The sequence below is a fragment of the Deinococcus marmoris genome, from assembly GCF_001949125.1.
Lineage (GTDB): Bacteria > Deinococcota > Deinococci > Deinococcales > Deinococcaceae > Deinococcus > Deinococcus marmoris_A.
In genome coordinates this window covers 1-26,683 of the sequence record NZ_MSTI01000134.1, presented here as the reverse complement: position 1 = coordinate 26,683, position 26,683 = coordinate 1, and the positions used below count along the sequence as shown (strand labels likewise).

The 26,683-nt window shown below is 63.1% G+C and carries 26 protein-coding genes and 1 pseudogene; 22 read left to right on the top strand and 5 right to left on the bottom strand.

Annotated elements, in window-relative coordinates; all coding sequences use genetic code 11:
* The coding region (locus BOO71_RS19095; RefSeq protein ID WP_139323056.1) for a transposase family protein at nucleotides 1–297 on the top strand (297 nt) is incomplete at its 5' end.
* A 148-nt stretch (nucleotides 298–445) separates the two neighbouring features.
* Here the strand turns inward: BOO71_RS19095 and BOO71_RS19090 are convergent.
* Entirely contained in the window at nucleotides 446–1,363 is a 918-nt protein-coding gene (locus tag BOO71_RS19090) for an MBL fold metallo-hydrolase (RefSeq protein WP_075835054.1), read from the bottom strand.
* Nucleotides 1,335–2,375: a LacI family DNA-binding transcriptional regulator gene (locus tag BOO71_RS19085; protein WP_075835052.1), complete on the bottom strand. Its 1,041-nt coding sequence runs from the start codon at nucleotides 2,373–2,375 to the stop codon at nucleotides 1,335–1,337. Before BOO71_RS19085 ends, BOO71_RS19090 begins: the two co-directional genes overlap by 29 nt.
* A 196-nt stretch (nucleotides 2,376–2,571) precedes the next feature.
* Here BOO71_RS19085 and BOO71_RS19080 point away from each other — a divergent pair, with 196 nt between their 5' ends.
* From BOO71_RS19080 to BOO71_RS19055, 6 genes are read left to right on the top strand one after another with little or no spacing between them, the layout of a single operon-like run.
* Entirely contained in the window at nucleotides 2,572–3,465 is an 894-nt protein-coding gene (locus tag BOO71_RS19080; RefSeq protein ID WP_075835050.1) for an SDR family NAD(P)-dependent oxidoreductase, read from the top strand.
* Entirely contained in the window at nucleotides 3,462–4,763 is a 1,302-nt protein-coding gene (locus tag BOO71_RS19075) for an extracellular solute-binding protein (protein ID WP_075835048.1), read from the top strand. Before BOO71_RS19080 ends, BOO71_RS19075 begins: the two co-directional genes overlap by 4 nt.
* A gap of 40 nt (nucleotides 4,764–4,803) precedes the next feature.
* Nucleotides 4,804–5,685 carry a carbohydrate ABC transporter permease gene (locus tag BOO71_RS19070; RefSeq protein ID WP_075835046.1) on the top strand — a complete coding sequence of 294 codons (882 nt, stop codon included), beginning with the start codon at nucleotides 4,804–4,806 and terminating at the stop codon, nucleotides 5,683–5,685.
* A complete protein-coding gene (locus BOO71_RS19065) occupies nucleotides 5,682–6,578 on the top strand; it encodes a carbohydrate ABC transporter permease (RefSeq protein ID WP_083653650.1) in 897 nt (298 codons plus the stop codon). Before BOO71_RS19070 ends, BOO71_RS19065 begins: the two co-directional genes overlap by 4 nt.
* A gap of 57 nt (nucleotides 6,579–6,635) precedes the next feature.
* Nucleotides 6,636–7,574 (top strand): dihydrodipicolinate synthase family protein, encoded by a 939-nt coding sequence (locus BOO71_RS19060; RefSeq protein WP_075835044.1) that lies wholly within the window; start codon nucleotides 6,636–6,638, stop codon nucleotides 7,572–7,574.
* Nucleotides 7,571–8,854, top strand: a complete 1,284-nt coding sequence (locus BOO71_RS19055) for a glucarate dehydratase family protein (RefSeq protein WP_075835042.1) — start codon at nucleotides 7,571–7,573, stop codon at nucleotides 8,852–8,854. Before BOO71_RS19060 ends, BOO71_RS19055 begins: the two co-directional genes overlap by 4 nt.
* 526 nt (nucleotides 8,855–9,380) lie before the next feature.
* Here the strand turns inward: BOO71_RS19055 and BOO71_RS19050 are convergent.
* A complete protein-coding gene (locus BOO71_RS19050; RefSeq protein WP_139323055.1) occupies nucleotides 9,381–10,070 on the bottom strand; it encodes a hypothetical protein in 690 nt (229 codons plus the stop codon).
* A gap of 1,291 nt (nucleotides 10,071–11,361) precedes the next feature.
* On the opposite strand from BOO71_RS19050, the gene BOO71_RS19045 reads away from it, so the two are divergent.
* Nucleotides 11,362–12,057, top strand: coding sequence for a hypothetical protein (locus BOO71_RS19045; protein ID WP_075835038.1), 696 nt, complete (start codon nucleotides 11,362–11,364; stop codon nucleotides 12,055–12,057).
* Here the strand turns inward: BOO71_RS19045 and BOO71_RS19040 are convergent.
* Entirely contained in the window at nucleotides 12,026–12,595 is a 570-nt protein-coding gene (locus BOO71_RS19040; protein ID WP_075831588.1) for a hypothetical protein, read from the bottom strand. The genes BOO71_RS19045 and BOO71_RS19040 overlap by 32 nt on opposite strands.
* 220 nt (nucleotides 12,596–12,815) lie before the next feature.
* Between BOO71_RS19040 and BOO71_RS19035 the strand changes: the two genes are divergently transcribed.
* Complete coding sequence (locus tag BOO71_RS19035) at nucleotides 12,816–13,421, top strand: hypothetical protein (protein WP_075831587.1); 606 nt, start codon at nucleotides 12,816–12,818, stop codon at nucleotides 13,419–13,421.
* Nucleotides 13,422–13,499: 78 nt separating this feature from the next.
* Here BOO71_RS19035 and BOO71_RS19030 read toward each other — a convergent pair whose 3' ends face one another.
* Nucleotides 13,500–14,720 carry a Fic family protein gene (locus BOO71_RS19030; RefSeq protein ID WP_075835036.1) on the bottom strand — a complete coding sequence of 407 codons (1,221 nt, stop codon included), beginning with the start codon at nucleotides 14,718–14,720 and terminating at the stop codon, nucleotides 13,500–13,502.
* 196 nt (nucleotides 14,721–14,916) lie between these two features.
* On the opposite strand from BOO71_RS19030, the gene BOO71_RS19025 reads away from it, so the two are divergent.
* The 13 genes and pseudogenes from BOO71_RS19025 to BOO71_RS18970 form a co-directional block, all read left to right on the top strand.
* Nucleotides 14,917–16,362, top strand: coding sequence for a zinc ribbon domain-containing protein (locus tag BOO71_RS19025; RefSeq protein WP_139323054.1), 1,446 nt, complete (start codon nucleotides 14,917–14,919; stop codon nucleotides 16,360–16,362).
* Nucleotides 16,359–17,246, top strand: a complete 888-nt coding sequence (locus BOO71_RS19020; RefSeq protein WP_139323053.1) for a hypothetical protein — start codon at nucleotides 16,359–16,361, stop codon at nucleotides 17,244–17,246. The genes BOO71_RS19025 and BOO71_RS19020 overlap by 4 nt, the downstream gene beginning before the upstream one ends.
* Before the next feature lie 200 nt (nucleotides 17,247–17,446).
* Nucleotides 17,447–18,001: a hypothetical protein gene (locus BOO71_RS19015; protein WP_075835030.1), complete on the top strand. Its 555-nt coding sequence runs from the start codon at nucleotides 17,447–17,449 to the stop codon at nucleotides 17,999–18,001.
* 92 nt (nucleotides 18,002–18,093) lie between these two features.
* The gene (locus BOO71_RS19010; protein ID WP_083653648.1) at nucleotides 18,094–19,533 is read left to right on the top strand and encodes an ATP-binding protein; all 1,440 of its coding nucleotides are present in this window, start codon (nucleotides 18,094–18,096) and stop codon (nucleotides 19,531–19,533) included.
* A gap of 186 nt (nucleotides 19,534–19,719) precedes the next feature.
* Complete coding sequence (locus BOO71_RS19005) at nucleotides 19,720–19,890, top strand: DNA-binding protein (protein WP_083653646.1); 171 nt, start codon at nucleotides 19,720–19,722, stop codon at nucleotides 19,888–19,890.
* A gap of 171 nt (nucleotides 19,891–20,061) precedes the next feature.
* Nucleotides 20,062–20,796 (top strand): hypothetical protein, encoded by a 735-nt coding sequence (locus BOO71_RS19000; protein ID WP_139323052.1) that lies wholly within the window; start codon nucleotides 20,062–20,064, stop codon nucleotides 20,794–20,796.
* 220 nt (nucleotides 20,797–21,016) lie between these two features.
* Nucleotides 21,017–21,667 (top strand): hypothetical protein, encoded by a 651-nt coding sequence (locus BOO71_RS18995; RefSeq protein ID WP_075835024.1) that lies wholly within the window; start codon nucleotides 21,017–21,019, stop codon nucleotides 21,665–21,667.
* A 434-nt stretch (nucleotides 21,668–22,101) separates the two neighbouring features.
* Nucleotides 22,102–22,446 carry a hypothetical protein gene (locus tag BOO71_RS18990; protein WP_075835022.1) on the top strand — a complete coding sequence of 115 codons (345 nt, stop codon included), beginning with the start codon at nucleotides 22,102–22,104 and terminating at the stop codon, nucleotides 22,444–22,446.
* Nucleotides 22,443–22,880 carry a hypothetical protein gene (locus BOO71_RS18985; protein WP_075835020.1) on the top strand — a complete coding sequence of 146 codons (438 nt, stop codon included), beginning with the start codon at nucleotides 22,443–22,445 and terminating at the stop codon, nucleotides 22,878–22,880. The genes BOO71_RS18990 and BOO71_RS18985 overlap by 4 nt, the downstream gene beginning before the upstream one ends.
* Nucleotides 22,881–23,081: 201 nt before the next feature.
* Nucleotides 23,082–23,228, top strand: a complete 147-nt coding sequence (locus BOO71_RS27970; protein ID WP_175607483.1) for a hypothetical protein — start codon at nucleotides 23,082–23,084, stop codon at nucleotides 23,226–23,228.
* Between the two features lie 290 nt (nucleotides 23,229–23,518).
* The gene (locus BOO71_RS18980; protein ID WP_083653644.1) at nucleotides 23,519–25,582 is read left to right on the top strand and encodes an outer membrane protein assembly factor BamB family protein; all 2,064 of its coding nucleotides are present in this window, start codon (nucleotides 23,519–23,521) and stop codon (nucleotides 25,580–25,582) included.
* A 2-nt stretch (nucleotides 25,583–25,584) separates the two neighbouring features.
* Nucleotides 25,585–26,223 carry a hypothetical protein gene (locus tag BOO71_RS18975; protein WP_075835016.1) on the top strand — a complete coding sequence of 213 codons (639 nt, stop codon included), beginning with the start codon at nucleotides 25,585–25,587 and terminating at the stop codon, nucleotides 26,221–26,223.
* A gap of 263 nt (nucleotides 26,224–26,486) precedes the next feature.
* Nucleotides 26,487–26,683 (top strand): annotated as a pseudogene (locus tag BOO71_RS18970) (IS4 family transposase); the annotation flags it as partial.

Here is a 26,683-nt window from a genome sequence, read left to right as displayed (position 1 = left end):
CAGACCGCCATTCACCCTGAAACTGAATTGGCTGCCGATGCGGGCTACCAGGGTGTTCAACACCAACACCCGCTGTGCCGCACGCCGCACAAGGCGAGTAAGAAACGCAAGCTCGATCACACACAGGAAGCAGAGAATCTTCGACTGGCACGCTTTAGGATTGCGATTGAGCATGTCATTCGTCGGCTCAAAATTTTCCGGGTGTTGAAGGAAACGTATCGCCATCGGCGAAAACGGTTCAGCCTCCGGGTTAACCTCATCGCAGCCATCTGCAACCACACCGCAAAATGTGCCTGACTTTCGCAAGAGGTCTAATAGAGATACACAACCCTGACGTGCCCCCTGTTTCTCTGGCCACTCCGATTGCGACAAGATAGGCAAATCTGGGCTGAACACTCCTGATGGCCATTTCCTGAGCGTTCTGAGTGTGGCTGGGGGCGCAGGATCAATCCCATTCTTGAGGCAGCCCGCGAGCAGGCCACACATCACCGGGGCCCAGAAGAGCCACCGTGATGTCCGGCCAGCGCTCCGCAACGTAATGCATCAAGGTTTCCAGGCCGCCAGCGCTGGAGCCGAGCAGCACATGGTGAACGGGGATCACCGTCCGAATTCCAGCCAGCCCCGCCAGATCCGCCGCTTCTTCCGCCGTCATGTTGCCCAATCGCAAGGGCTGTAAGGGGGACCAGCGGCGCCCATTGATCGGCAGGACCGCCACGTCCACCCGGTCTTTCAAAAGCTCCAGAAGTTCCGGGTACACCACCGTGTCCCCGGCGTGATACAGCTTCAGAGGGCCAAGCTCCAGCAGATACCCGACTTCATGGTGACCCCCAGCATCGTCCGGGTGTGGCTGGGGCTGTTCAGGTGGGGTGTGCGCGGCGGGAATGGCCAGCAGGACAGCGTCTTGAAGGTCATGGCGTCGGAGGTTGACCGGATGCTGAAGCTGCCCCGGTGAGAAGCCCAGTTCCAGGGCTTCCTCCTTCAGAACGTGCGGCAGCACCAGCGTGACCCCTGGATTGGCCGCCTGGAGCGCCCGTAACGTCGGACCGTCGAAATGATCGCCGTGGCCGTGCGTGATCACAATGGCCGACAGCCCACTCAAATCCCCCGGCGCAGTGGGCGGCGGAAGGTTGCGGTCACGCCAGCCGGGCGGAGCGCCTGGATCGCGGTCTCCCAGAGTGTTGAGCAGGTAGGGATCAATGACGATGCAGGCGGACCTGTAGCGCAGCAGGATACCGGACCCACCCAGCGCGTGGATGCGCGGCGTGGGGGCGTCCGCCCGAACCTGCGCCAGAAAAGCGGCGCTCGCGGCAGGGTCCGGCTGGAGGTCAGGCCGCCTAACCACGGCCCACCGGAGCAGCTTCATACTGCCGGGGTGCGGAGCTGCCGCGAACCATCAGTTGCGGTGTGGGCGGCGTTGGGGCGAGGCGGTCCACGCCCTCGATCCGGTCCAGCAGCGCCTCGGCGAGTTGTACGCCTATCTCACGGCTGTAGGTGCGCACCGTGGTGAGCGGCGGCGAGGTCAGCGCCGCGTAGGGAATGTCATCCACTCCGACCAGCGAGAAATCGCGCGGCACCTCGAAGCCGAACTTGCGGGCCTCGGCCAGCACGCCCAGCGCCATCAGGTCGTTGTAGGTCACCACCGCGTCGGGCCGGTCCTCGCCCAGCAGCATTGCGGTGGCTGCCCGCAGGCCCCCCTCGATGCTGGGCTCGGCGCTGCGGTGGACCGTGCAGCGTATTCCCTGGCCTCCCAGCGCGGCCTCCAGCCCCCGCAGGCGGTCATCATCCGCCTGGGCCAGATGCAGGTAACTGACGTGGCGGTGGCCGCCCTGCGCCAGATAGTGGCCGATCATCTGACCAGTCTGAAAGCCGTCCACACCGAACGTCAGCGCCTCACCCAGAGCCTGACGCCGGGCGAGGTCACTGGGGCGGGCGGTCAGGGCCAGCGGTTTGAGCCGGGCGAACTGTGCCACCACCTGGGCCTCCAGTCGCGGCGCGACAATCAGCCCGTCCACACGCGGAATCAGGGTTCCCAGCAGTTCAGCCTCCAGATCCGAATCCTCGTCAGAGTCGGTCAGCAGCACGGTGTAGCCCCGCGCGCGGGCCACGCTGCCCACGCCCTTGATCAGCAGCGCGAAATGCGGATTCAGCACGTCTGCCACCACCACGCCGATGGTCCGGCTCCTGCCCGTGATCACGCTCCGGGCGTGGGGGTTGGGCGTGTAACCAAGTTCGGCAACCGCCGCCTGCACCCGGCGCTCGACCTCCGGGGAGAAACGCTTGGTGCGGTTGACGATCTTCGAGACGGTGGACTCTGAAACCTGACTGGCCTGCGCCACATGCCGCAGGGTGGGCGGGCCAGCGGAAGCGGATTTCATGCAAACCCTTTTCCAGCGCGATTTTCAGGCTGAACAGGGGTGGGGATGGGAACCGGCTGACGCATTGGCCGAGTATAGCGGCCTCAATGGGTGATACGTCCAGAAAAGGAGGATCACGCTTGACAATCAAAGTGAAACAGTGTTCAATTCCAGGTACAGCGGTTTTCCAAACTAAGACCACCCCTCGGAGGCAGAGTTGACCCACTCGGCAAGTGTTCAGCCATTCCAAAATCAGGTCGTCGTCGTGACCGGGGCCTGCGGCAGCATCGGCTCGGCCACCGTCCGGCACTTTCACGCCGCAGGGGCCGTGGTGATCGCCAGCGACCACCTGGTGGAACCGCTGCGTGCGCTGGCCGCCGAACTCGGCCCGCGCTGCATTCCTGTCCTGGCCGATCTGCGGGAAAGCGGGGCCGCCGCCCGCATCGTGCAGGCCGCCCAGCAGCACGGCGGGCCGCACATTCTGGTCAACAACGCGGGCCTGACCGCCACTTTCATGGACACGCTGGAGGCCACGCTGGATGATTGGGACGGCATCTTTCAGGTCAATCTGCGCAGCGCCTTCGAGCTGAGCCTGCTCTCGGCGCAGCACTGGAATGCCCGGCAGCAGCCTGGAGTGATTGTCAACATCACCTCCATCGGCGCTCAGCGTGCCCACCACAACAATGCCATCTACGACGCGGCCAAGGGCGGCACCGACGCCATGACGCGGGCGCTGGCGGTGGACCTGGGGCCGCACGGCATCCGGGTCAACGCCGTCGCGCCCGCCGCCGTGCCGCAGATCAGCCAGCCTCATCCGTCCGGTGCCGGGGCCGATCTGCCGCTCCGGCGGGGCGGCAGCGCCCAGGACATTGCCCAGGCCATCGCCTTTCTCGCCTCGCCCGCCGCCAGTTTCATCACCGGGCAGATTCTCGCCGTGGACGGCGGCCTGCTGGCCCAGCTCCGCTCACCCGCCGCCGCCTCGTCTGCCACCAATTCTGGCGCTTCCTCTTCTGACCCTTCCCCTTCAGGCGCGTCCTCCAGCACGCCCACCCTCACACCTGTCGCCGCCCATTCAATATCAGGAGATCCAACATCAGGAGATCAGCCATGAAACGTTCCCAGTTGCCGTCCGCCCGCGCCGCCGCCCTGCTCAGCCTGGCCCTGGCCGGTACAGCCTTTGCCCAGACCGCGCCGCTCAAGGTCTGGACCCGCTCCAACGGCCCCGCGCAGGACACCTACCTCGCCATCGGCAAGGCGTATCAGGCCAAGACCGGACAGGCCGTGGAGTTCACCTTCGCCTTTTCCGACTTTGAGCAGCGGCTGGCCCGCGCCATCGCCTCGGGAGACCTGCCCGACGTGGTGGTCAACGACACGGCGCAACTGGGCAACCTGCTGGGGCTGGGCGTGCTGGCGCAGGTAGACCGCAACAAGGTGGCGGGCAACAAGGACATCGTGGACCGCGCCTGGAAAAGCGCCCAGGGGCTGGACGGCAAGTATTACGGTGTGCCGTCCTCCACCCAGGTTTTCGAGCTGTTCATCCGCAAGGACTGGCGCACTAAGCTGCGGCTGCCGCTGCCGCGCACCTGGGAAGACGTTACCAGGATGGCGCAGGCGTTTACCACCAAAGATCCCGACGGCAACGGCAAGAACGACACCTACGGCTTCATCATCCCCGGCTCCACCACGCGCGGCTACGCTTCGTGGTTTGTCAGCAGCTTCATCTGGCAGGCCGGCGGCGATTTCGTGCAACCGGCGGCCAACGGCACCTTCAAGGCCACGCTGGACACGCCGCAGGTGGCCACGGCGCTCAAGTACGTCCGCAGCTTCATCTGCAACAAGACGGCCCAGCCCAATGCCATCAACGCCGTGACCGCCGACGCCACACCGGGGTTTTATACCGGTCAGGCGGGAATGTACTTCACCGGGCCGTACAACATCGGGCTGTTCGACAAGGAACTGGGCAAGGACAAGTACGATGTGGTGGCCTTTCCCAAGGGTCCCGCCAACGCCGACGCGCTGGCCGAGGGCGAGAACTCGTACATCATGAAGGCGTCCAAGCAGCCGCAGAACGCGCTGGCCTTCGCCGCCTTCCTGGCCTCGCCAGAAGGCCAGAAGATCGGCATGACCTTTAATCAGGACGGCCAAGTGATCCGGCTGCCGATCAACCGCAAAGTGGACGCGGCAGCGGTGCGCGGCGGCGACGCCCGCTGGAAGACCGTGCAGGCGCTGTACAACAAGAGCGGTCACGCCGTGCCGAACGTGCCGAACTGGGCACCCATCCGGGCACTGACCGGCGACGGCTTCAACCGCATTCTGGCCCGCTGTGACAGCAATGTGGAGCAGGAACTCAGCGCCCTGAACACCCAGCTCAAGGCCGAACTGACCACCCAGAAGGTGCTGGCGAAGTGAAACCAGTCAATCCAGTGGAGAGAGCGAGGAGGTCAAGCCCATGACCACCGCCAGGCGACGTGCTGCCCGCGAGACGCTCGTTGCCTGGGCGTTCCTGCTGCCCGCGCTGCTGGCGTTCGCGTACTTTAAATTTCTGCCGATGCTCAAGGGTATTCAGTTCAGCTTCTACAAGGTCAACTTCGGCGGTGAGAACACCTGGGTGGGCTGGAACAATTTCCGCACGGTCCTGGGCGATCCTGCTTTCCGGCTGGCGATCTGGCACACCGTGGTCAACGGTATTGCGGTGGCCGTCATCTCCGCCGCCATCGCGCTGGTGGTGGCCCTGGCCCTTCAGGGCGGCACCCGCAGCGTGCATTTCGTTCGTTCGGCGATCTTCCTGCCCGCCGTCACCAGCGTGGCCATCGTCGCCGAGATCTTCAAACTGCTGTACTACCCCTCGGCGCAGGGACCGCTGAACATGCTGCTGGGCTACGTCGGGATTGCGCCGCAACCCTTCTTTTCCTCGCCCGACACGGCGCTGGCCAGCCTGATCGGCATGCAGGTCTGGAAGGCGGTGCCCTACGACACGGCCATCTTCATCGCGGGGCTGGCCACCATCAACCGTGACCTCTACGACGCGGCCAACGTGGACGGCGCGTCACCGTGGCAGCGCTTCATGAACGTGACCCTGCCCGGCCTCGCGCCCACGCTGACCATCATCCTGACGCTGGCGATCATCCGGGGCTTCCGGGTCTTCACCGAGGTCTACACCACCACCGGGGGCGGGCCGGGCGGGGCCACCGACGTGGTCATGACCCGCATCTACAAACTCGGCTTTGAGACTTTTGATTACGGGCTGGCTTCCGCCGCCTCTACTCTGATGTTCATCGTGACCGCAGTGCTGACCAGCCTGTACCTGCTGCGCACCTGGAAGAAGACATGACGGTGACGCAGGGGTCCAGTCCCCAGGATTCCGGCCCACATGTGCAGCGGCGGCAACGCGTCAGGGCCGGGGCGGTCTGGGCCACCGTCAGCCGCTGGGTGATCTACGCGCTGCTGCTGTTCATCTTCATCGCGCCGTTCTGGGGCGTGCTGATGGGCGCGCTGAGCGTGAAGGCCGTGCGGGCTGGGCAGATGGCGCTGCTGCCCAACGGCCTGACGCTGTCCAACTTCATGCAGTCGTGGGAGACCAGCGCGCCGTACTTTCTCAACTCGGTGCTGGTGGCGGGGGCGGCCCTGGCCTTGCAGGTGACCGTCAGCACGCTGGCGGCCTACGCACTGGCCCGCAAGAAATTCGTCGGCGCGGCCATCGTCTCGCTGCTGATCCTTTCCACGTTGATGCTGCCTGAAGAAGTCATTGCCATTCCGCTGTTTCTGGTGCTGCGTGATCTGCCCCTGATTCATCTGAAGCTGACCGACAACCTGTGGGGCATGATCCTGCCGCTGGCGGGCTGGGCCTTTTCCATCTTCGTGCTGACCGAGTTCATGCGCGGCATTCCGGTGGAACTGGAGGAAGCTGCCCGCGTGGACGGGGCCGGGGACATCGTCATCTTTACCCGGATCATCCTGCCACTGGTGCGCCCGGCGCTGGGAACGGTCACGGTCTTCGGTTTCATCATGATCTGGGACCAGTACCTGTTGCCGCTGATCGTGACCAACAACCAGAAGCTCTACACCCTGCCGGTGATGCTGGCCCAGCTCAAGGCCGACGAACTGAGCCTGCCCAACGTCTTTCTGGCCACCACCTTCCTGGCCCTGCTGCCCAGCATGATCGTGTACTACGCCCTGCAACGCTATTTCAGCGCCGGATTGCTCAGCGGCGCAGTCAAAGGCTGAGGCCGCCGCGTTCCTCAATCCAGCAGCCTTCCCCCAACTTTCACTTCAAGGAGAGTCATGTCACCTGCCACCCAACCGCCCGCGCCCCAGCCACAGACCCGCCTCAGTCCGCTTCAGCAGGCCCTGACCGGCGTGGTGGCCACCACCGTCACACCCTACGACGATCAACTCAATCTTGACCTCCCCGCCCTGAGGCAGAATGCCGAACTGATCGCGCAGCACAGCGACGTGATCGTGCCGCTGGGCAACACGGGCGAGTTTTACAACCTGTCGCTGGACGAGGTTAAACAGGTGATGCGTGAGGTGGTGGAAACGGTGGCCGGACGCATCCCGGTGGTGGTGGGCATCGGCTACGCCACGCCCATCGCGCTGGAGCTGGGGAGACACGCCCAGGACATCGGGGCCGACGCGGTGATGGTGCATCAACCGGTTCACACCCACGTCAGCCAGGCGGGGCTGGTGCAGTATTTTGGTCAGCTCTGTGACGGGCTGGAGTTGCCGGTCATTCCCTACGTGCGCCACTCGGACATCGTCTCGGACGCCACATTGGCCCAGGCGGTGCAGCACCCGCAGATGCCCGCCGTCAAGTACGCCGCCCGTGACCTGCGCAACGCTTACCGGCTGGTGCAGGCCATCCGCGACACGGACGTGGTGTGGGTCAACGGGCTGGCCGAAACCTGGGCACCGGTCTTCGCGCCTATCGGCATGTCGGGCTTCACCAGTGGGCTGGTCAACGCCGCGCCGCATCTGAGCAGCGCCCTGCGCGACGCCATGCGGGCCGGGAATACGGCGGAGGTGGACCGGCTGGTGGCCCTGCTGCGTCCCTTTGAAGACCTGCGCTCCAGGTATAATCAGGCCTACAACGTCCCGGTGGTCAAGGAAGCCTGCGCCCAGCTCGGCCTGAGCAGCCGGGCCGTACGTGCGCCGCTGACCGAGATGACCCCGGCGGACCGTGAAGAACTCACCGCCATTCTGAAAAGCTGGGAGCTGCTGTGAAAGACACCATCAGCGCCGTGCGGGTCACGCCCATCGCCTTCCGCGATCCGCCACTCCTGAACGCGGCGGGCATTCACGAGCCGTATGCCCTTCGCAGCATCATTGAACTGGAAACCGCCTCGGGCCTGATCGGGCTGGGCGAATCTTACGGGGACGCCGACACGCTGGCGGACCTGGAACGGGTGGCCCCGGCGCTGATCGGCCTTGATCCCTTTCTCCTCAACGAATTGACGCGGCGGGTTGAATCGCTGACCGTCAACCGCGCCGATACGGGCCTGAATCTGGCCCCCGGCACCCACGGCGACAAGGTGACGATGCGGGTCGTCTCGGCCTTCGAGGTGGCCTGCCACGATCTGATGGGCCAGCTCACGGGCCGCCCTGTTCACGAGCTGCTGGGCGGCAAGGTGCGGGACAGCGTGCCCTACAGCGCCTACCTGTTTTTCAAGTACGCCGAACACCTGAATTCGCCGTACCAGAAAGACGACTGGGGCGAGGCGTTGACCCCGGCGCAGGTGGTGGCGCAGGCGCAGCGGATGATCGGCGAGTACGGCTTCCACTCCATCAAGCTCAAGGGCGGGGCGCTGGAGCCGGGGATAGAAGCCGACACCGTGCGGGCGCTGGCCGCCGCCTTTCCGGGGATGCCGCTGAGGATTGACCCGAACGCCAACTGGTCGGTTGATCTGGCCGTGGAACTGGGCGAAGAACTTGGCTCGCTGCTGGAATATTACGAGGACCCCACGCCCACGCTGGAGGGTATGGCCGAACTGCACCGCCGCACCGGGCTGCCGCTGGCGACCAACATGGTGGTCACCAGCGCGGCCGAATTCAAACGGAATGCCACCCTGAACGGTGTTCAGGTGGTTCTGAGCGATCACCACTACTGGGGCGGCCTGCGGGCCACGCAGCAACTGGCGGCCATGTGCGGAACCTTCGGGCTGGGTCTGTCCATGCACTCCAATTCCCACCTGGGCATCTCCCTGATGGCCATGACGCACCTGGCCGCCAGCGTGCCGAACCTGACCTACGCCTGCGACACCCACTACCCCTGGCAGGATGAGGAAGTCGTCGCGGGCGGCAGGATCAAATTTGAGAACGGTGGACTGAAGGTGCCGGACGCGCCTGGATTGGGCGTCACCCTTGACCGGGACGCGCTGGAGAGGCTGCACCAGCAGTACCTGACCTGCGGTATCCGCCGCCGTGACGATGCAGGTCAGATGCGCCGCTACGATCCGGCGTTCGAGGGGTTGACGCCACGTTTCACCGCCAGGGCAAAGGTTTAGGGCCTGACGGCCTGACAAAAATCATGAGAGGGGAGAATCGGCGTGCTGGACAGGCGGAGCGCGTGGACGCCGAGATGGCTCAGGGTCCGGTGCTGGCGAGAGTCTCAAGCGTTGCAGGGAGGGGATACGGCGGGAGAGTCGCTGCCGAATGGCTCGCCAGTCGAGCTGGAAGTCGCTCAATCCACGCTGATGGTGAGGGTCAACGGACCTCCGTTGACCCTCCTCCACGACTTGCGTGTGAGAAGGCCGGAATCATAACCGACACGGGTTCGACAGGACCACGATGCTGAGCAGGCGCAGCACGCTCCACACCGTGTCCGTGATCCCGATGGCCATTGCCGGCGTCCTTCGTGCATATTGACGACGCCCCACCGGTTCATTCAACTCTCCAAAACCGCTGGGTATGAGCCATGCACTTTAGTGCAAGTCTTTCAGACCTGCGCCGTCACGAAAAACTGAGCGACTGGGCAGTAAGAACAGAAACTCTGGCGTGCCAGCAGGACATTGAGCTAAAGATTTGACGTGCTTATGAGCGGAACGCTATGGCGTTGACGGCGACTTTCAGTCGCACTTTGAACCCCTGTACTTTCAGTGCAGGGTTCTTCAGTTGCAACTGGCCGCCTGGGGCCAGTCCGGCCCAGTTCACCAATTTGAATCGGCTGGGCAGGTTAAGGACTGAGGGTGCGTGCTCGACAACGTAGCTCGTTTCCCGGAGGCGATCTAGCGCATCGAAAAGCGCCGCGTGTTGTTGCCCGCCTGTCCCCAGTTCCGCCGTTTGCAGCAGCGTGGGGAGACTGGCCTGAACCTGGCCATCAGCAGCGGCATGCTTCATCAACGCAAACAGGACAAGCAGGTCTACGCCGTGGGGGAGAGCCAGCGGACTGGTGGTCCTGTAGACCAAATGAATCTGGCCGAGTCGTGCGTCCACACTGCGGGTGGTTGGAGCGGTGGAGCGGGCTGCACTGACCGGGGCCAGGAGCATCAGCGGGGGAATCGGGTGGACCTGCATACCGATATCCTGGCAGGACAGCGTTATCTCTATTTTCCAGGTTGTAGGATGACCCGAAGCGAGACCCAGGGTAGGGAAGCGCTTGATCTGGACTGTCCGGGTGGTCCTCATCCGAGACATGGCTGCTGTGACCCAGTTCCTGAGCTGATCCTCAACCAACACATGGCGTGATGCCGCAGAAACGGCGTGCGGGAAAATATTCCTCATTCGAGACAGGCGAGGCGTGAGTAAGAAAAGAACGTCCAGAACAGGTCTTTTTCTAATTTCCTCAATCGAGACACCACTTTTCCTCACTTGAGACGATGGGTTAGGCGCTGGCGATTACGCTGCGTATCCAGATCAGTGGACACGGGGGGGGGGAGGCGTCAGGGCCTCTGCTGGCTGCGCTTGCTCCTATGTCAGGAGGTCAGTGCTCAGGGGAAGGGCGATTCAAAATCGGCCTGGCCTACGCCATGGCATTTTTCGGCTGCTGCATGAGATGGCTTCAGTTGACGGCCTGATCCCGCTGGCGGTCGTCTGGGCAGCAGGCGTGGGTTCTGTGGCATGTGGATCGACTGGCCTACAACAGTGGTGGCCTGATCTGGCACCGATAAGCTCGCTTCCAGACCACCACGGCAGACTGCACAGGCAGGGTGGGGGAGAGGGTGCGGCCGTGCGGTTGCTCCGCCGCGCTCGACGCCGCAAACACCGGCTAAAAGTCTGATGGGGATGGAATTGTGCGTGCTGACGTCACCCTGTTCCGCTGAAACCTCCAACGTCACGACCATCTCTGCTGCTGTCGTAGAAACGTATCAACCGTGGAGAAGCGCAAAAAACAGCGCCTGGACGTGCTTTTCATGCACAATGTAGCCCAGGTCATGTTCGGTAGCAAGCGATGGTCTTGGTGAGCCGCAGGGGCAGTTGCGGCTGCACGAACGGCCATCTCAGCGTCAGGCAACCGACGTCTTTCCGCGTTCCTGATGACTTCATCTGGATAGTGGCCCTGCGATGTTGATATCCGGTTCATCCGCGCTGGAGTAGAGAATGTGGACCATTCGGCTTGGCCGTGCTGACCAGGTACCGGCGAGCAATTCCGGTGACTGGAGGCTGGGTGGTGCCGCACCGAGACCCACTCAGTGCTGGGCAGCGTGAAGGCTCAGGCAGTTTGGCAACCCATCTAACGGTGGCAAGTGGGGTCTGGAAAGGTGGCCGCCGTCACAGCTTTGAAGCAGTCAGATCGCCCAACGGCGTGCACATCTCTTCTGCTGTCGTAGAGAGATTTTGCCAGCGTCGTTGCGGTAAAAGCTGCTTCCAGACGGGATTTTTTCAGACTCTGTGTTGCAATCCATGTTTCACGGTTGACGGGCGTTCTGGCCTGCTCCTGAAGCCCGACTTCCCCATGTGAATCGACGCGCCAGGGTTCTGGGAACTCACCCTGGCGTTGTTCCATCCCGGTTGTGCTTTGACTCCAGCCATGTTTTTCGCCCGCGCTTGAGCTTTTGCAGCTATTTATGGAGGTATGCCCCCTCCACCCCTGATCGTCACCGCCTGGAATCTGCAACCTGATTCCCTCAACGTCAACCTCGCTCTGACCCCTCCCCAGACGGAACTGCTGGACGCCGTCCTCGACTGGCGTGGACTGTTCGAAGACGACGCTCTACTGCAGATCACCCCCATGGACCTGTCGACGCTGCTGACCGCCGAACTGCTCCACCGCTACCCCACGCCCTGGGGGCCGGTGCTGGTGCCTGGACCAGCGGGGCTGGTGCGGGTGGGCCGTTCTGCCCACAACCGTCCAAGTCCTGCGACTGCCGCTGACCACGCCTATCTCGCCCATGGGATTTCGTACCTGGAAACAGAACGCGGCTGGAAACATGCAGGGATGCGGGGACGGACTGTCCATGTGTTGCTGGCGCCGAACGGTGTGCGCCATTACGTGTGTGGACGGGCGCGTGGGCATGCGTCGCGCTCGCTCTGGCGGCTCATTCGCCGCTACCGCGTTGAACTGTCTCAGGCGAGGGGCCGTCTGGTGATTTTCACGCCGGATTTGCGGCGGACCCGCTGCGTCGAGGCGGCCAACCCGTGGTGCGTGGAGGTGGTGCGCATGCAGATCATCCCGCCGCCGCCACCTCCGCCCGTGCCAAAGACAGCTCCACTGCCCTACGTGGGCCGCCCGCGCCGGGTCAGGCCCACCAGGGGGCATGAACCAGGGTAAACCTTTTCTGGTCATCTGCTGATGGCCACTCGATCGCCAGGCGGCGTCTGACGTATGTCAGACGCCGCTGACCGCTGACCGCATAGATCACGTGGGCGTAGCTGCGGCCAAATTCGCGCAGTTTACGCCGCACGGTGGCGTTGTCGTAACTGCCAGTATCAAATTCTACTGCGGCCATCCCCCGTTCCATCAGATAAATGGCATCCGGTCGGGCACTGTCCAGCCGTCCCGCTTCTGAGCGCCACAGCGCGCGCGGGTTGTTGGTCAGGGTGCGCGCCTCGGCGACGCCGGCAAGGTGGCCCAATGCCCAGCTCTCCTGCCGCGCCCAGCGAGACTCCAGGGCGACGAACTGGACAGCGCGGACGGACGCGGGGGCACCATGCACGGTCACCATCACACGTTCGATGGGGGTCAGACCCAGGGCGTGGATCCTGGCCGGGTTGAGCCGCAGGCCGTAGCGACGTTTGATTTGTCCGGCGCTCAGCACGTGATCGACAACCAGATCGTCGAGCAGGGCTTCGGTGGGGGTGGGGGTCATGGAAAACACGCTAGCCGTGCCCCCACGAAGACTTTTTCAGTGGAAGTGCCAGTGGACACGGGGAGGAGGTGAAAAGACCTGGAAAGCTCCGAACGTGCAAAAGAGCGTTGTAGACGACATGCGATCAGTCGTCAGGAGGGGGTCAAGATGACTTGTTTCAAGCGGGTGGCCGAAGCGGTGGGCAAAAAACGTTGAAAAAGGGGCGTGCCAGGGTGTGGTCATGGTTAACCCCCAGACCCACATCCAGGCCATCGGCGCTCAGTTGCTGCAAGAACGCCCGGACCACGCCGAACTGCCTGACCTGCGCGAGGCGCTGCTCGCCGACACCCCGGTCCCCGCGCAGTTGCCCGCCAACCACCTGACCCACGCGGTGTTCATGGACGCGTACGCGGTGCCGTGGCTGGCCGAGCGCCTGCGCAGCGGCGAATCGCCCGACACCATCCACGCGTACCATCAGGTGTGCAGCGAGGCCACCGTCGGGGTGTTGCTCGGTGACCTGGTGATCGAGCGGGGCTGTCTGGCGCTCCGGTTCAGCCCGTTGCGCGAGGTGCTGCGCCATGACGATGATGCCTTGTGCGTGGTGGTGGACGTGATGGTAGCTGCGGGTGCGGCGATGCTGAATGAGCTGGTGACGCATGTCCAGCACTACCAGTCGCTGCGACAGGGAATCATCGACGATCTCAAAAAAGTGATCGCCCACCTGGAAACGCTGGGCTGCACGCTGCAGATCGAGTGGTTGACGCTGGCCGGGCCGATTGTCCTTGGCCCGGTGGTGGCTCACTTGCGCCAGGTGGTGCAGGATCTGGAGGCTGATTTGATCCAGTAGACCACGGAGTGAGGCGGGCCGCGCGAATGCAGCGCGGCCCGCCTCGCTGGTTTGCGGACCCCGCTTCTGTGGGCAGCGTCATTCCTGAACGTGCCAGGTTGAGTCCCCCTGGCCCTCCTGAACGACAAACAGCTCGGCGTTCAGACCGCTGGCCGCCACGGGGAGAGGCACCAGGTAGTGGACACCCCGTCCCTGGCCCCGACGCACGAGCATCCCGGCCTGCACCAGCTCCTCGAGGTCCCGCAGGGCCGTGTCGGTGCTGATCGGCCCGCGTCCAGACTGCCCAGGGACGGTCTCTTTTCCCACCAACCGGACGTACTTCTGGGTGCTGAGTTTGCCCTCAAAACCCTCAAACAACCGCCCCAGGACTGTTTTTTGCCGGGCGTTGAGCGCCACGGCACGGTGCCCTTCCAAGTACAGGTGGCGGGCGCGCACGGTGGCCAGGGCCACCTCAGTGTGGGCGAGCGCGCCCAGAACGCGCTCCAGAAACCAGGTCAGCCACACGGTGACGTTCTGATCCGCCTGGCGCTGGGTGCGTTCGAGCACCTGGTAGTACCCGCTGCGGTGCGTTTCGATCTGCCGGGAGAGCGAGTAATAGCGCTGGCTGCGGCGGTCAGCGCGGGCCAGTTGCAGATCGGTCAGCGCGCGCGCGATGCGGCCGTTGCCGTCCTCGAAGGGATGGATGGTCAGAAAACGCAGATGGGCCAGTCCCGCCTTGACCACCGGGTCTTCTGGCGTCCGGGCTTCGAACCAGCGCAGGAAGGCGGTCATCTCGGCGTTCAGGCGTCCTGCGTCCGGCGCTTCGAAATGCACCTGGGGCCGGTTCAGGCGGTTGCCGACCACCTGCATTGGACCGGCCTCATCGGTGCGGTAGGCCCCGGTGGTGATCGGGGTGACGCCGCTCTGCCCACCGGGAAACAGGGCGTGGTGCCAGCGGAACAGCCGTCCAGCGGTAAGCGGCTCCGCGCTGAGTTCGGTGGCGTCCAGGGTCATGGCAACCACGCCGTCGACGGCCCGGCTCGGTTCGGGTAAGCCCGCGAAAGACAGGCCCAGGCGGCGGGCCACGGAGGACCGTACTTCAGCGGCGTCGATGATTTCGCCCTCAATGCGGCTCGAGCGAACCGCGTCATCGGTCACCGCTGACATCAGGGTGTCCTGGCGGGCCAGGGAGCCGAGGACCTGAAGCTGGCCCACCAGCGCGCCCCGGCGGAAATTGACCTGTTCGAGCAGACCCGAGAGCGCTGCCGCGTCCCAGCGGAACGCGCTCCAGTCATCTAGATCGTGGAGGTAGCGGGTCATGCGGTGATTTTATCAGGAAATCGCCGCATAAAGTGCGACGATTTGTCCTGGAAATCACCGCATCCTCTGGCATATGGGGCGGGGCCACGAAGACGGTTGGACGGCGAAAGAAATAGAGGAGGAAGGCGAGTGGACACGGGGGAGAGGAGGGAAGGGATAAAGAAGCCCTGAACATCAGGAACTGAAGAGGAAGGGTGTGTCAAAAAATAAAAGCAAGTTGGCGGCGTTGCGCCGCAGCGGGGAGCCGCCCGGGCGGTCCGCCGCCCCCACATCGAAAAAGCCTCCGGAATACATCCAGCCCACCGTGGTCCTGACCACGCCCATCCATCCTTCTGTCGATCAGGCTGCACAACTCCATGAAATGTGGCGCGTGCTGCTCGTTGCCCAGCACGCGCTGATCACGTATCTGCATCACCGCGCCGCCGGCGGCGCGGCCACGCTGACGGCCATCGCCAGTGGTCAATGGCACGAGGTTCCCCCTTTATCCAGGTCTGGACTGCCCGATCTCACCCTTAAAGCGCTGGACGCTGAGTTCCGCGTGACCCGTGACGAACTGGGCTGGGGTCAGTTCGTCGCGTCCAGCGCCCTGAGCTGGATGGTGGCGGAGACAGCCCGTGAGTGGCGGCTGCGTCGCATTGGGGCTGAGCCGGGTCCCTGGACGGTAGACTGTGCGCTGGAACTGCACCTGGACAATTCGGTCCAGATCGTCGATCCCGTGACGCTATCGGTGGTGGGCCTGGCTGGTGGACTGTCGGCCGACCTGTTCCTGCCCCAGGCCTACTGGCGCGCCATGATTCGGCGTCAGCGCCGGCGCGTCGAGGCGGAGGGGACACGGCTTGACGCGCTGGAGCGCCGCTGGCTCGATCAGGGGGACGGTGGCGCGGCGGCGGAACTGTTCAGCCGCCGCGCGCGTGTCGGGCTACGATCTGCCTTGCCTGATCCGGGTGCGCCCAGTGACCGTGATCTGGTCAGCCGTGAGCGGGTGGTTTTTCGCCATGTTCCCGGCGCGGAAGGATTGCCGCCTCGCTGGGCAGCACAGTGGGCTTTTGGTGTCGCGGATGTTCCATTTCCGCGTTGGACCCAGGATGACGTGATCGGCGTTGATCTCGGTTACCAGTACCCGTTTGCGGTGGCCACTACGCATCAGGCAGCTCTTGTCCCCCGCCCATTCCGGGGTGATTTTGCTGCGCCGACGCTTAACGCCCAGCAGGGGAATCACCTCCAGCCCCCTGACCTCGCGCGGGCGCGGGCCGAACATCGACGCAGCCTGTTCATGCGCCTCCTGCCGATTTACGAGGCACAACTGGCGCTGGTGCTGCGGCACCGAGTTGTCGCGCTCGAACAGATGGCCTGGGGTGGATTTTCCCGGCGGGGATCGCGCTTTGCCAGCTATGCCCAGGACGTGGGCTTAATGTCCTGGCTGGACTGGGTGGACGTCCTGGCCCAGCACCACGGCGTTCAGGTGTTGAAAATTCAACCGGCCTACACGTCCCGGACCTGTAGCCGCTGCGGTTGGGTGGGGGCGCGGGCCCTGTCCGGAAAACGGTTTTGCTGTGTGGTCTGTGGATACACTCTGGCCGCCGACGCCAACGCGGCGGCAGTCATCCGGGCGCGCGGTCAGGCGCTGCTGGGCGGGTTGTGAGCGCCGCCTTGAAAGCAGGCTGGCCTGTTGAACTGAAGGGACTTTGTGCGTACCTGCCGTATCAGTTGCGCCCACGTGCCTCGGGCCGACTTGGAAAATGCCCGTCGCGCTGGGCCGGGGGGCGGCTGTACCCGGTCAGTTTCCAGGCCACGGTCCATCATTTGCGGTTCGCGGAGGCGCTGGCCCTCTGGCAAACTGGCCGCGCGGATGGCATTGGATTCGTGCTGGATGAGCGCACACCCGTCGTGGGTGGTCAGCCACTGTGCGTGCTGGATCTCGATGATGTCATTGTGGATGGTCAGCTTCTTCCGTCTGCTGCCGCGCTGGTGGATGAGTTGCAGACGTACACCGAGGTAAGCGTCAGTGGCGCTGGATTGCATTTGCTGGCCGCTGGCACCGTTGCGTCTGGCACGCGGCGCGGAAAAGTGGATGACCTGCCCGTGGAGCTGATCACCAGCGGGTTTCTCGCCATCAGCGGTGTTCGGTGGCCGGAAACCCCTGCCGGAATAGCGCTGCGCCCTGCTGAACTCGCCCAGGTGCGTGGGGAACTGGACCCAGGGTCACCGCCTCCCTGTTTCAGACCTGCGGCGCGCCCAGTTACTGATGTGCTTTCCGCATTACTGGGGCAGCGCAACGGGGTCAAAGTGTGCCGCCTGTTGATCGACGGCGACACCAGCGGCTACCCCAGTCCGTCGGAGGCTGTGTTTGCGGCGGCCCGGCTGATTGCCTGGCGGACCCGTGATACTGGCGTAATCGAGGCGCTGCTGCGCGAATCGCCCTTATACGCCTCCCGCTGGGAGCGGCCTGTCGCGGCAGGCCGGACCTGGATCACCCACACCGTTCACCGCGCGCTGAGCGCGGATTTCGAAGGGGGTGAAACATGACCAGCAGCTGTATGGCGCAGTGGGAGATACGTCTGCCCATCGGCAGCGCCCTGGTGTGTCGGCCCCTCGCTATGGCACTTCGCCGCCTTGGACGCTGAATTCGCCATCTGGACTGCAAGGGCCATGCTCACGCTACCCCCATCCTCGCCCGCGCGCTGACGTCTGGTCAGCAGCGCCTTTGATCCCATAAGGAGAACACCATGCACCACACCACAGAATTTGAAATCACCCCCACCCCCGAGCAGGCCCACGCCCTGCGTCAACTGCGCGCCGCCTGCGGAACCGTGGCGCTGGCCTGCGCAGAACAGAATAAATTGCAGGCCAGCGGGCAGGATCATTCCATCGCATCGCTGCTGGGCGGTGCGGACCACCCGGTCCGCACGCCGCTGGCCGAGGCCACCGAACTCCGCAAAAACGGTGATGTCTGCGATACCCCACTGACGTTGCTGCTCAACACCATTGTCAGTCAGCGGGCCAGGGGAGACCACCTCGTTAGTGCTCCGGTACAACTGGGTGGCGAGGATTGGCTCCTCGGTCTCAGTGGCAGTGGGGTACGGCTGCGTGGCGTACCAGGCATCATCCCCGCACAGATGGTCCACATCGCGCACTGGGCGATGGTGTATCCGGCCCCAGGCACCACGCCCCAGCCTTACCAGCCGACAGGCAGCGCCTGGGTAACATGTGAACGCGAATGCTGGACGCTGGATATCGGCGTGCTGTGCGATGAAAAACAGCCCTGGACCCAGATGGACTGAGGCGTCCACTGCGGAGGTCATGCTGCGTCTGTCAGAGGTGTTCTCCGCAAACGCTCATCCACTTCATAATCTAAAAGATCATAATTTCAAGTATGCCTCCACCATTCATCGGCCGCCGCCATCAGTTCAGCGCGCTCCAGAGGATTTATGCTGATTCCGCGTCGCACCTCGTTACCATTCGTGGGCGTCAGGGCGTGGGGAAGAGCGCACTGGCACTGCACAGTTTGAAATCGGAGACGGGTGTCTATCATCAGGCGGCCCAACTCACTCCGGAAATGAATTTCAGACGCTTTCAGAACGACATGCTCGAAACCTTGACCCCTCTGGTACAGGCCAGCACTGCCAGTGAAATCCAGCGCGCTCAAAACTGGTACACGTTGACGCTGGCATTGGGTCCAGCCGCGAGTGAAATCGGTTCTCTCGTTGTCGTCCTCGACGACTATCCGTTCCTGAGCCGGAGTGATCCTACCCTCGAAACGGTGCTGTATGACGCGCTGGAGCGTGTCAAGGCCCTGGATCAGCCCCTCACTTTGGTGCTGTGTGGCAGCGCCAACAGCCACACGGAGACGCTGTTCCAGGACGGCTCTCCGCTGCACGGCTCCAGCAATCTCAATCTGGAGTTGCTGCCGTTCAACTATCTCGAAGGTGCCGAGTTCACTCCGGCCTGGATGCCTGAGCAACTTGTGCATGTCTGTACGCTTTTTGGTGGTAAGCCCCGTTATCTGGCCATGCTTCAGGATCAGGTCAGCGTGGGAGAAAACTACGAGCGCCTCGTCCTCGATCCTAATGGACCACTTCATAATGAACCCACCAGGATTCTGGGTGCTGACCTGTACGAACCTCGCGTGTACGCGTCGCTGCTGTCGGCCATTTCCAATGGAAGTGCCCGGGCCAGTCAGGCTATCGCTGCCTCGGGTATCCCTGCCAGTAATTATCAGAAATACATCTCCCGCCTCGAAGAGTTGGACCTGGTGGGGCGTGCACTTTCGGCTGATGCTGCCCCTGGCACGCGCAATCTGCGTTACCGGGTGACCGATCCGTTCATCGTCAGCTGGAACCGCTACGTTTTGCCGCACCTCAGCGAACTGAGGGCGCACGGCGGACAGGGAGCCTGGCAAAAGATCGTGGCACCAGTGCTGGACAGAGACCTGAATGCGGCCCCAGCCATGTTCGAAGACATCTGCCGGCAGTGGACTGCCCAGCACATGGAGGAGTTCTGGAAAGGCGAGTTCGGGGAGGTTGGTCAGATCTTCCAGGGCAGCGGCGCTCCGAACGCGGAGATTGACGTCGCCTGTCGGCTGGGCAGTGGTGCGCAGACCAGTTGGCTGTTGGGCGAGTGCAAGTGGAATGAAAACGCTCAGGGAGGCGACGTTTTGCGGCGGCTGCAGGACAGCGCACAAAAGGTGATTGGCCCAGTTCCCGTCCAGCAGTGGTTGCTTTTCAACAGGGGCGGTTTTCGGCCGGACCTGACGACTCAGGTGCCTGAACGCACGCGGCTGGTGAGTTTGCCTGAACTCTACGGCCGGCAATGACTCCAGACAGGGCGATGGTTGCTTGCCGTGTTCGGGGTCCCACCTCCAACACGGTCTGGGACACTTCCTGATCCTGGCGTTCAGGAAATCAGACCGAACATCGACAATTTTTTCAATGTGGAGTTCTAACGTATTACACCGTCATTCCGTAATGAACCGTGTTGCGGTTGGGGCTGGAGGGCAAGTATGGCAAGAAAAAGTGTGACCAAGGAGGATGTCGCTCGCGCCTCGCAGACACTGCGTGACCGTGGGGACCGGGTGACGTTGATGGCGGTGTGTCAGGAGCTGGGTTGCGGATCGTTCACGACCCTTAAGCCGTTGATCGCCGACTGGCTGGCGGAGCATCCCGAGCCATGAATAAACCTGTGACGCCTGCTGCGCTTCCAGGCGTTCATGCGACGTAGCTGAACACGGCCACGCGTGGGCTGTGAACAAAGGCAGCAGAGGCGCATCGCATCGACACTGGAATCTAACGTATTACAGCGTAATTACGTAAAAAGCCGTAAAGCATTTACATAGGAGGTGACAATGGCAAGAACGGGAATCACGATGGGAGACGTTGTACAGGCCGCGCAGCTGGAAACGGCCACGCGTGGGCTGTGGACGGCGGCCACCGAGGTGGCCGAGACCCGGTTGCAGATCGAGCGCGAGGGCTGCCGGCAGCAGGTACTGGCGGCGGAGGCGGACCGCGACGCAGCCGGTGAGATGGCTGACGCGTTGGCCATCACCAACGAGATGTTGACCGGGCAGGTGGCAGAATGCCAGGAGCAACTCGCTGAGACGCAGCAGCGCGGGCGTGACGCCGATGCAGAGCGGATCGTGCTGGCAAGCCAACTGGCCCAGGAGCGTGAGGCTCGGCAGACGGCGTCGGCCCTTGCGGCAGCGCAGGAGACGCCCAACGCTGATCTGAAAAGCGAGTTGGACCAGCAGCGCGCCACGGTGGCGTCCGAGCAACAACGCCATGTCGATGTGGTGAACCATGCCGAGCAGCAGGCCGAACAGCGGCTGATGAAGATGCGGGCGGCTCTAGAGCGTCAGGTGGCGGACGAGCGTGAGCGCGCTGAGGGCGCGGCAACCGAGGTGCGGGTGATCCGCGAAGGGGCTGAGGCCACCGCCCTGGGCCTGCGCCAGCAACTGGATCAGGTGAGGAGCGAGGCCGCGCAGGGCCAGGGCGCACTGATGATGATGCGGGAACAACTGGAGATCCAGACGCGGCTGCTTGAGCAGGCAGTGGCTCACTCCACGGCCCCGGAGGTCAAGTAGGTCAGGGCCGCCCACCCAGTTCAGACGCGTTTTTCAGGGGCCACAGAATAACTCTGGAACACCGTTGAAACCGGTGTAGAAAGCGACAACTCAGCCGCTTCAACGGTGTGGACATAACGTTCTGACCGCTGAATGGGTGGCGGTCTGGTCTGAAAATTTGCTCAAAAACGCCCGTGCCAGTGTGCAGGACGGGGCACAGTCTAACCCCAAGGAGACAATGATGAAAACGATCCCTGCCCCTCGTGTGGGCAAACCAACTCTCAGGCCAGTTGACAAGCTGCTGGCCGTCACCAGCACGCCGTCCGCACTGTTGCTCGTGCCGGACCCCGCTGCGCCCCTGCGGACCGAACACCTGGCGGTGTATGACCAGGCTGATGGCGGCTATATCGCAACCCGGCGGACCGAAGAGGCGGGGCAGGTGGTGGAGGAGGTGCACTGGCTGTGCAAGACCCCGGAAGAGGTTGAGGAGGTGCTGGGGCGCGGTTTTCTCGCGCATTCTCTTTACCATCTGGCGAGGTTGCAGACCCCCTGCAACCGACACCGTGACGGTGTGCTGAACATCAGCGCGCATGCCCTGTCTTGCGCGGTGTGGGCTGAGCTGACGCATGTGCAGCCGCAGCCGCAACTCGATGAGGCCACTCACGTTGAGCGCAAATCGGTGGCGGCGGTCTGGCTCCGGGTGTTCAGGGAAGTGTCGCCGGGTAAATTTCGGGACACGGGGGCGGTGCGTCGGCACGTCCAGAAAATGAACCGCTCGGGCATGGAGGTGCCGGAATGGCAGGTCCGCATGTGCATCTACGAGTGGAAGCTGTGGCATGAACAGCGCGCGATTGAGGAGTTCGACGGCTTGGGACTGGAACGCAGCGCGTAAGAGGGGAGGGGGGATTCATCCCCTCCTTGGACCGCCATAAGGAAGGGGTAAACCTGACTTTCCGCATCGCATATTGGATGGTATACGTTGACGCGATTCCTCGGCCTCCCAACCTTTTCCTCCTCTCCACTTCCTGCTTTCGCCTCGGCTAGCGCTGAGCCATTTGCTCTGAACTTTATTGGGAGTCTGCGCTTTAAGGTCTGGAGCGGGGGGGGATTGGAACTGTACGGGAGGAAAAGGTTGGTCTGCATACCATCCGATATATCTTCCGTCGACTCTCTGACCTCACTCCACTTAAGCCTGATCAGCCCTGTTCGCCGGCCCCCGCCGCAAAAGCCAGAGGAGCCAGCCTTCACTCCCAGAGCCGCAGCGGTCTCAAACGGCACCCCGGCTCTCCGCCGTTGCGCTACACCTCACAGCCCAGGAGAATCACCATGCACCAGTTCAGCCCCCAGCACATCCGCGCTGGCAACCAAATCATCACCATGATCAACGCCGTCAACCGCTTCATGCCAACGCCAATTCCCATCGCTCCCCGCCTGCTGGGCGTGTATGACAACGAGACGGCGGCCGACGCGGCCGACAACGCCTGGCACGATGGCACCGGAGCCACCACCCGCCATGATCCGTGGGCCGGCTTGGACCTCCGGGTCCTGTCCTGCACACCCGCCAATGTTCCGCCCCTGGTGGCGGCTGCCGAAGCCGAGCAGACCGGTGACAACAGCCCGCATCTTGGGCTGCCTATCGTCACCTCGTTCTTCAAAGGAGAATCGCCATGACTACTTACGAAGCGGAATATATTTCTTCGGATGACGAGATTGTCGTACTGATCGCGGATATTGACGATGATGATCCCGAAATCTATGTTTTGGGTTTGTACGAGAACGGAGCGAAAGCCAAGCAAGCTTACCTGAACTGGTTGGCCGCACATCTCGCCCACAGCAACCCACAACAGCCCAAACTCACTGTTTTACCCTGCTGGCGTGACTCCATCCCAGACCTCATCGACTGTGCCAGAAGTGGTGAACCCGTATATGTGGGTGATGGAGATGCCTGGTGCCAGGGGATGCAGGCAGTCCTGACCGAGACCCAATTGGACGAGTGTATGCAACCACTTGCCACGGAATGGCAGATGACGCCAGGCGCTGTTGAAAGGCATTTCCTCAGCTTTATGAAAGAGATTAGCGATGAGGATCTGAAAATCTTCAGGTAGAATTTCTAGGCTCATTCTGCATTCCGACAAGCTGAGATCAGATGCAGAGTGAACATCGGTTGCAGCAGCAAAAATCCGCGACAACGGGTGACCAGATTATCTCCACGTCCTCGCCAGTTGGGTCGGCAGCATGCGCGTCTCCGCACGGAGACGCGCGGCTATCAGGTCTCTCTTGAACAACACGCCCGGAGGCACCTCACCTTGACGCCACTGAGCAGGAGCGCCCGCGCCCTGCGGCGCAACAACCCGCTGCTGTCCCTGGTGATCGCCGGGCACCTTCTGCACCAGAAGGCGCTGGGCCACTTCATCACGCGCGTAGCTTGCTCCCACCTGACGCTGCTGCGCTGAACATTCAGCCGTAAAAGGACAGTGGCCGGGTGTGGTGTGAGGGCGGACACGTCCGCCCTCACACCACACCCGGCCTTGAAATGATTTCCTTATGGCCAGAGCAGTACGCTCCGCAATCCAACGGATAACCCGCCGTCATCGTTTCTTTAACTCACTGGCGATTCTGGTTCCCTCCCTCCTGGAGAGGCGTAGCCTGAGATTTGCACAATCATCAGCCCGCACCCTGGACAAGGGACGCAGCGTTGCGCCCCACACTCTGGGTTCCGACGGACGATGCATAGGAGGTCTGTATGCGTCCAGCTTCATCCCGTCAGTTCGCTCCCCTTGCGCTGACCGGTGGCGTTGCCATCGTTGCCCTGTCAGTAGCGCTCGCTGTACCTCCCCCCGAGTCAGCGGCCAAGACGGCAACTGGCCCAGCCTTCACGTCCGCTCAGGCAGATCAGGGCCAGCAGGTCTACGTGGGGCAATGTCAGTCATGCCACGGTGCCAATCTGCAGGGCGTCTCCGGACCGGCCCTCGCAGGTGGCGGCTTCCTGACGAAGTGGGCCGGAGGACAGCATCCCCTGGGTGACCTCTACAGCATCATTTCCAAGCAGATGCCGCTGACCGCGCCAGGCAGTCTCTCCGAAAAACAGTACCTGGACGTGACCGCTTATATCCTTTCCAAAAACGGTTACCAGGCGTCCACGCAGGCGCTGACCAAAGCCGTACTGGGCGTCAAACTCGTCAAGCCCGCCACCGCGCAAGGGGCCGCTGGACAGGGCGCTCAGGACCAGCAGGCGGCTCAGCCCGTGCCAGCAGACCTGCCCAAAGTCATCGGGGCCGTCAAATCGGCCAGCGGTCAAACTCCCAGCGACGCGGACCTGCTCAAGATGGACGACAACAACTGGCTGACCTACAACCGCGATTACATGGGTCAGCGCTACTCGCCCCTGGACCAGATCACAGTGGACAACGCGGCCAAGCTTCAGGTCAAGTGCGTCTTCCAGTTGGGTGAGGTCGGCAGTTTCCAGACCGGGCCGGTGATCTACCAGGGCCGCATGTACGTCACCACCCCGCGCAACACCTACGCCCTGAAAGCGGACACCTGCACCAAACTGTGGGAATCAGATTACTCACCCACCGGACCGGAACCGCAGCCCGCCAACCGGGGCGTGGCCCTGTACGACGGCAAGCTGTTCCGGGGCACCACCGACGGACATCTGCTGGCGCTGGACGCCGCCACGGGTAAGGTGCTGTGGAACAACTGGGTCGCGGACAGTGCCAAGGGGTACTTCCTGTCGCTGGCCCCCATTGCTGCTGGTGGCATGGTGTTCGCCGGGGAGGCCGGGGCAGACTGGGGGGCCAACGGCCACATCTACGCCTTCGATGCCAATACCGGCAAGCGAATCTGGACCTTCAACGCGATTCCTACCGGTAAAGAACCCGGCGCGGACACCTGGAAGTCGGGAGCGCAGAACGGCGGCGGCTCCATGTGGACCACCCTGACCCTGGATCCAGCAAATCACCTGCTGTATGCCAGCGTGGGCAATCCTGCCCCTGACTTTAACGGCGGACTGCGCCCCGGCGACAACCTGTACACCGACTCGGTGGTGGTCCTGGACTCGCGCAGCGGCAAGATGGCCTGGTACGCCCAGCAGGTGCCGCATGACACGCATGACTGGGATACCGCCGCCTCGCCAGTGGTGTACAACCTCAATGGCAACAAGTACATGGCGGTGGCCAACAAGGGCGGCTGGCTGTACATCTATGACCGCGTGACCCATAAACTGGTGAGCAAGCAGCAGACCACCACCCACCTGAACTCCGACAAGCCCGTGAGCCTCACCGGACGCCGCGATTGCCCCGGCATCCTGGGCGGCGTCGAATGGAACGGCCCAGCACTGGACCCCCTGAAGGGGACGCTCTTCGTCAACAGCGTGGACTGGTGCGCCACCTACAAGATCGGGGAGACCCGCTACGTGGAGGGCAGCCTGTTCTTCGGCGGTGACGCCACCTTTGATCCAGTGAAGGACGCGCGGGGCTGGACGCGGGCCTACAACGCGGCCACCGGTGAGCCACTGTGGAGTAAAAAGATGGCCACGCCAATGATTGCCGGTGTCACGCCCACGGCAGGCGGCGTGCTGTTTACTGGCGATCAGAACGGCGATTTTATGGCGCTCAACGCTGCGAGCGGCGACACCCTGTACAAGTTCCGGACTGGTGGAGCCATCGGCGGCGGGGTGGCCACCTACGGCGTGGACGGCCAGCAGTACGTGGCGGTTGCCTCGGGCAACGCGTCACGCAGCATCTGGAGCACGACGGGATCGGCCACCATCTTCGTGTTCAGCGTACCCGGGCAGACTGGGAAGTGAGGATGCGATCCCTCCTCCTGTCCGCCTGCCTGGCGCTGATGGCCGCCGGCCCGGCACTGGCCTATATCCCCACCTTGAACGCCCAGCAAATCCAGAACGCTTACGCCGAGGGCCAGCAACTTGCCCAGAACCGCGACTCGGGATATCCGTTGCGTGCCTACACCTTATATGCGGTGAAGGACACCCTCAAACTCGAAGCCCAGAATGGGGCGGTGGACGCCGTGACCATCGCCACGCCCTCCGAGCGCACACGTTTCGAGAGCTTCCTGAGCTTTCTGGGTGAGGATCCCATCACGCCGCAGCAGGCATTCCAGCGGGCTGGGCTGCCGCCCTATAACGTGGCCTTTATCGTCTTCGCGCACGGCATGGACGCCGGGGATCAGACGTTCCTGAACCGGTTTAGCATGGCCCGTTTGAAATTGGGCGGGCAGAGCCTGCGTCCAGTCGAAACCAGCAAGTCAGGCACCTCAATCTCGCAGTATCCCAGAACGGTGGGGGAAACGGGCATCCGCTTTGGCGGCACTGTGACCTACCGCTTCGAGTTACCCAAACGTCTGATTGGTGACACGGGGACTCTCAACTTCACGGACGCCAGTGGCAAGGCGTATGACCTGCCAGTGAATCTGGCGCTGTACCGCTGACGGTTGTCGCAAGTTGCTGGCGTCCTGGCAACGGGGGCCTGGAAAGGCAGGGGGCCTGAACTTCAGGCCCCCTGCCGTACCGTCTTCCGCCACATCTTGAAAGCAGCTTGTTGATGGTTACGGCGGTGGTCAGCTCGTTCTGGGCGTCGTGTTGGAGGGATTCACGCTCCCCCTCGTCTGGGTGGCGCTGGATCACGGTGGATGCAGTGACTCGGCCACCCGTGAGCGACTAGAGCCTTCCAGCGCTGTGCTGGAAGGCTCTGGTGGCCGACCGGGAGTTCGTGGGAAAGCAGTGGTTCACCTTTCTGCGGAAACGGAAGATCCGCCGCGTGATTCGCATCCGGGCTGACAGCGTGGTGGACGAATTGCGCGTCGATCAGTGGTTCGGGGATGTCCAAATCGGAAAGAAGCGCTGTCTGTTCGAAAAGGGCTGGGTCTACGGCTGCGTGATGCAGGTGGT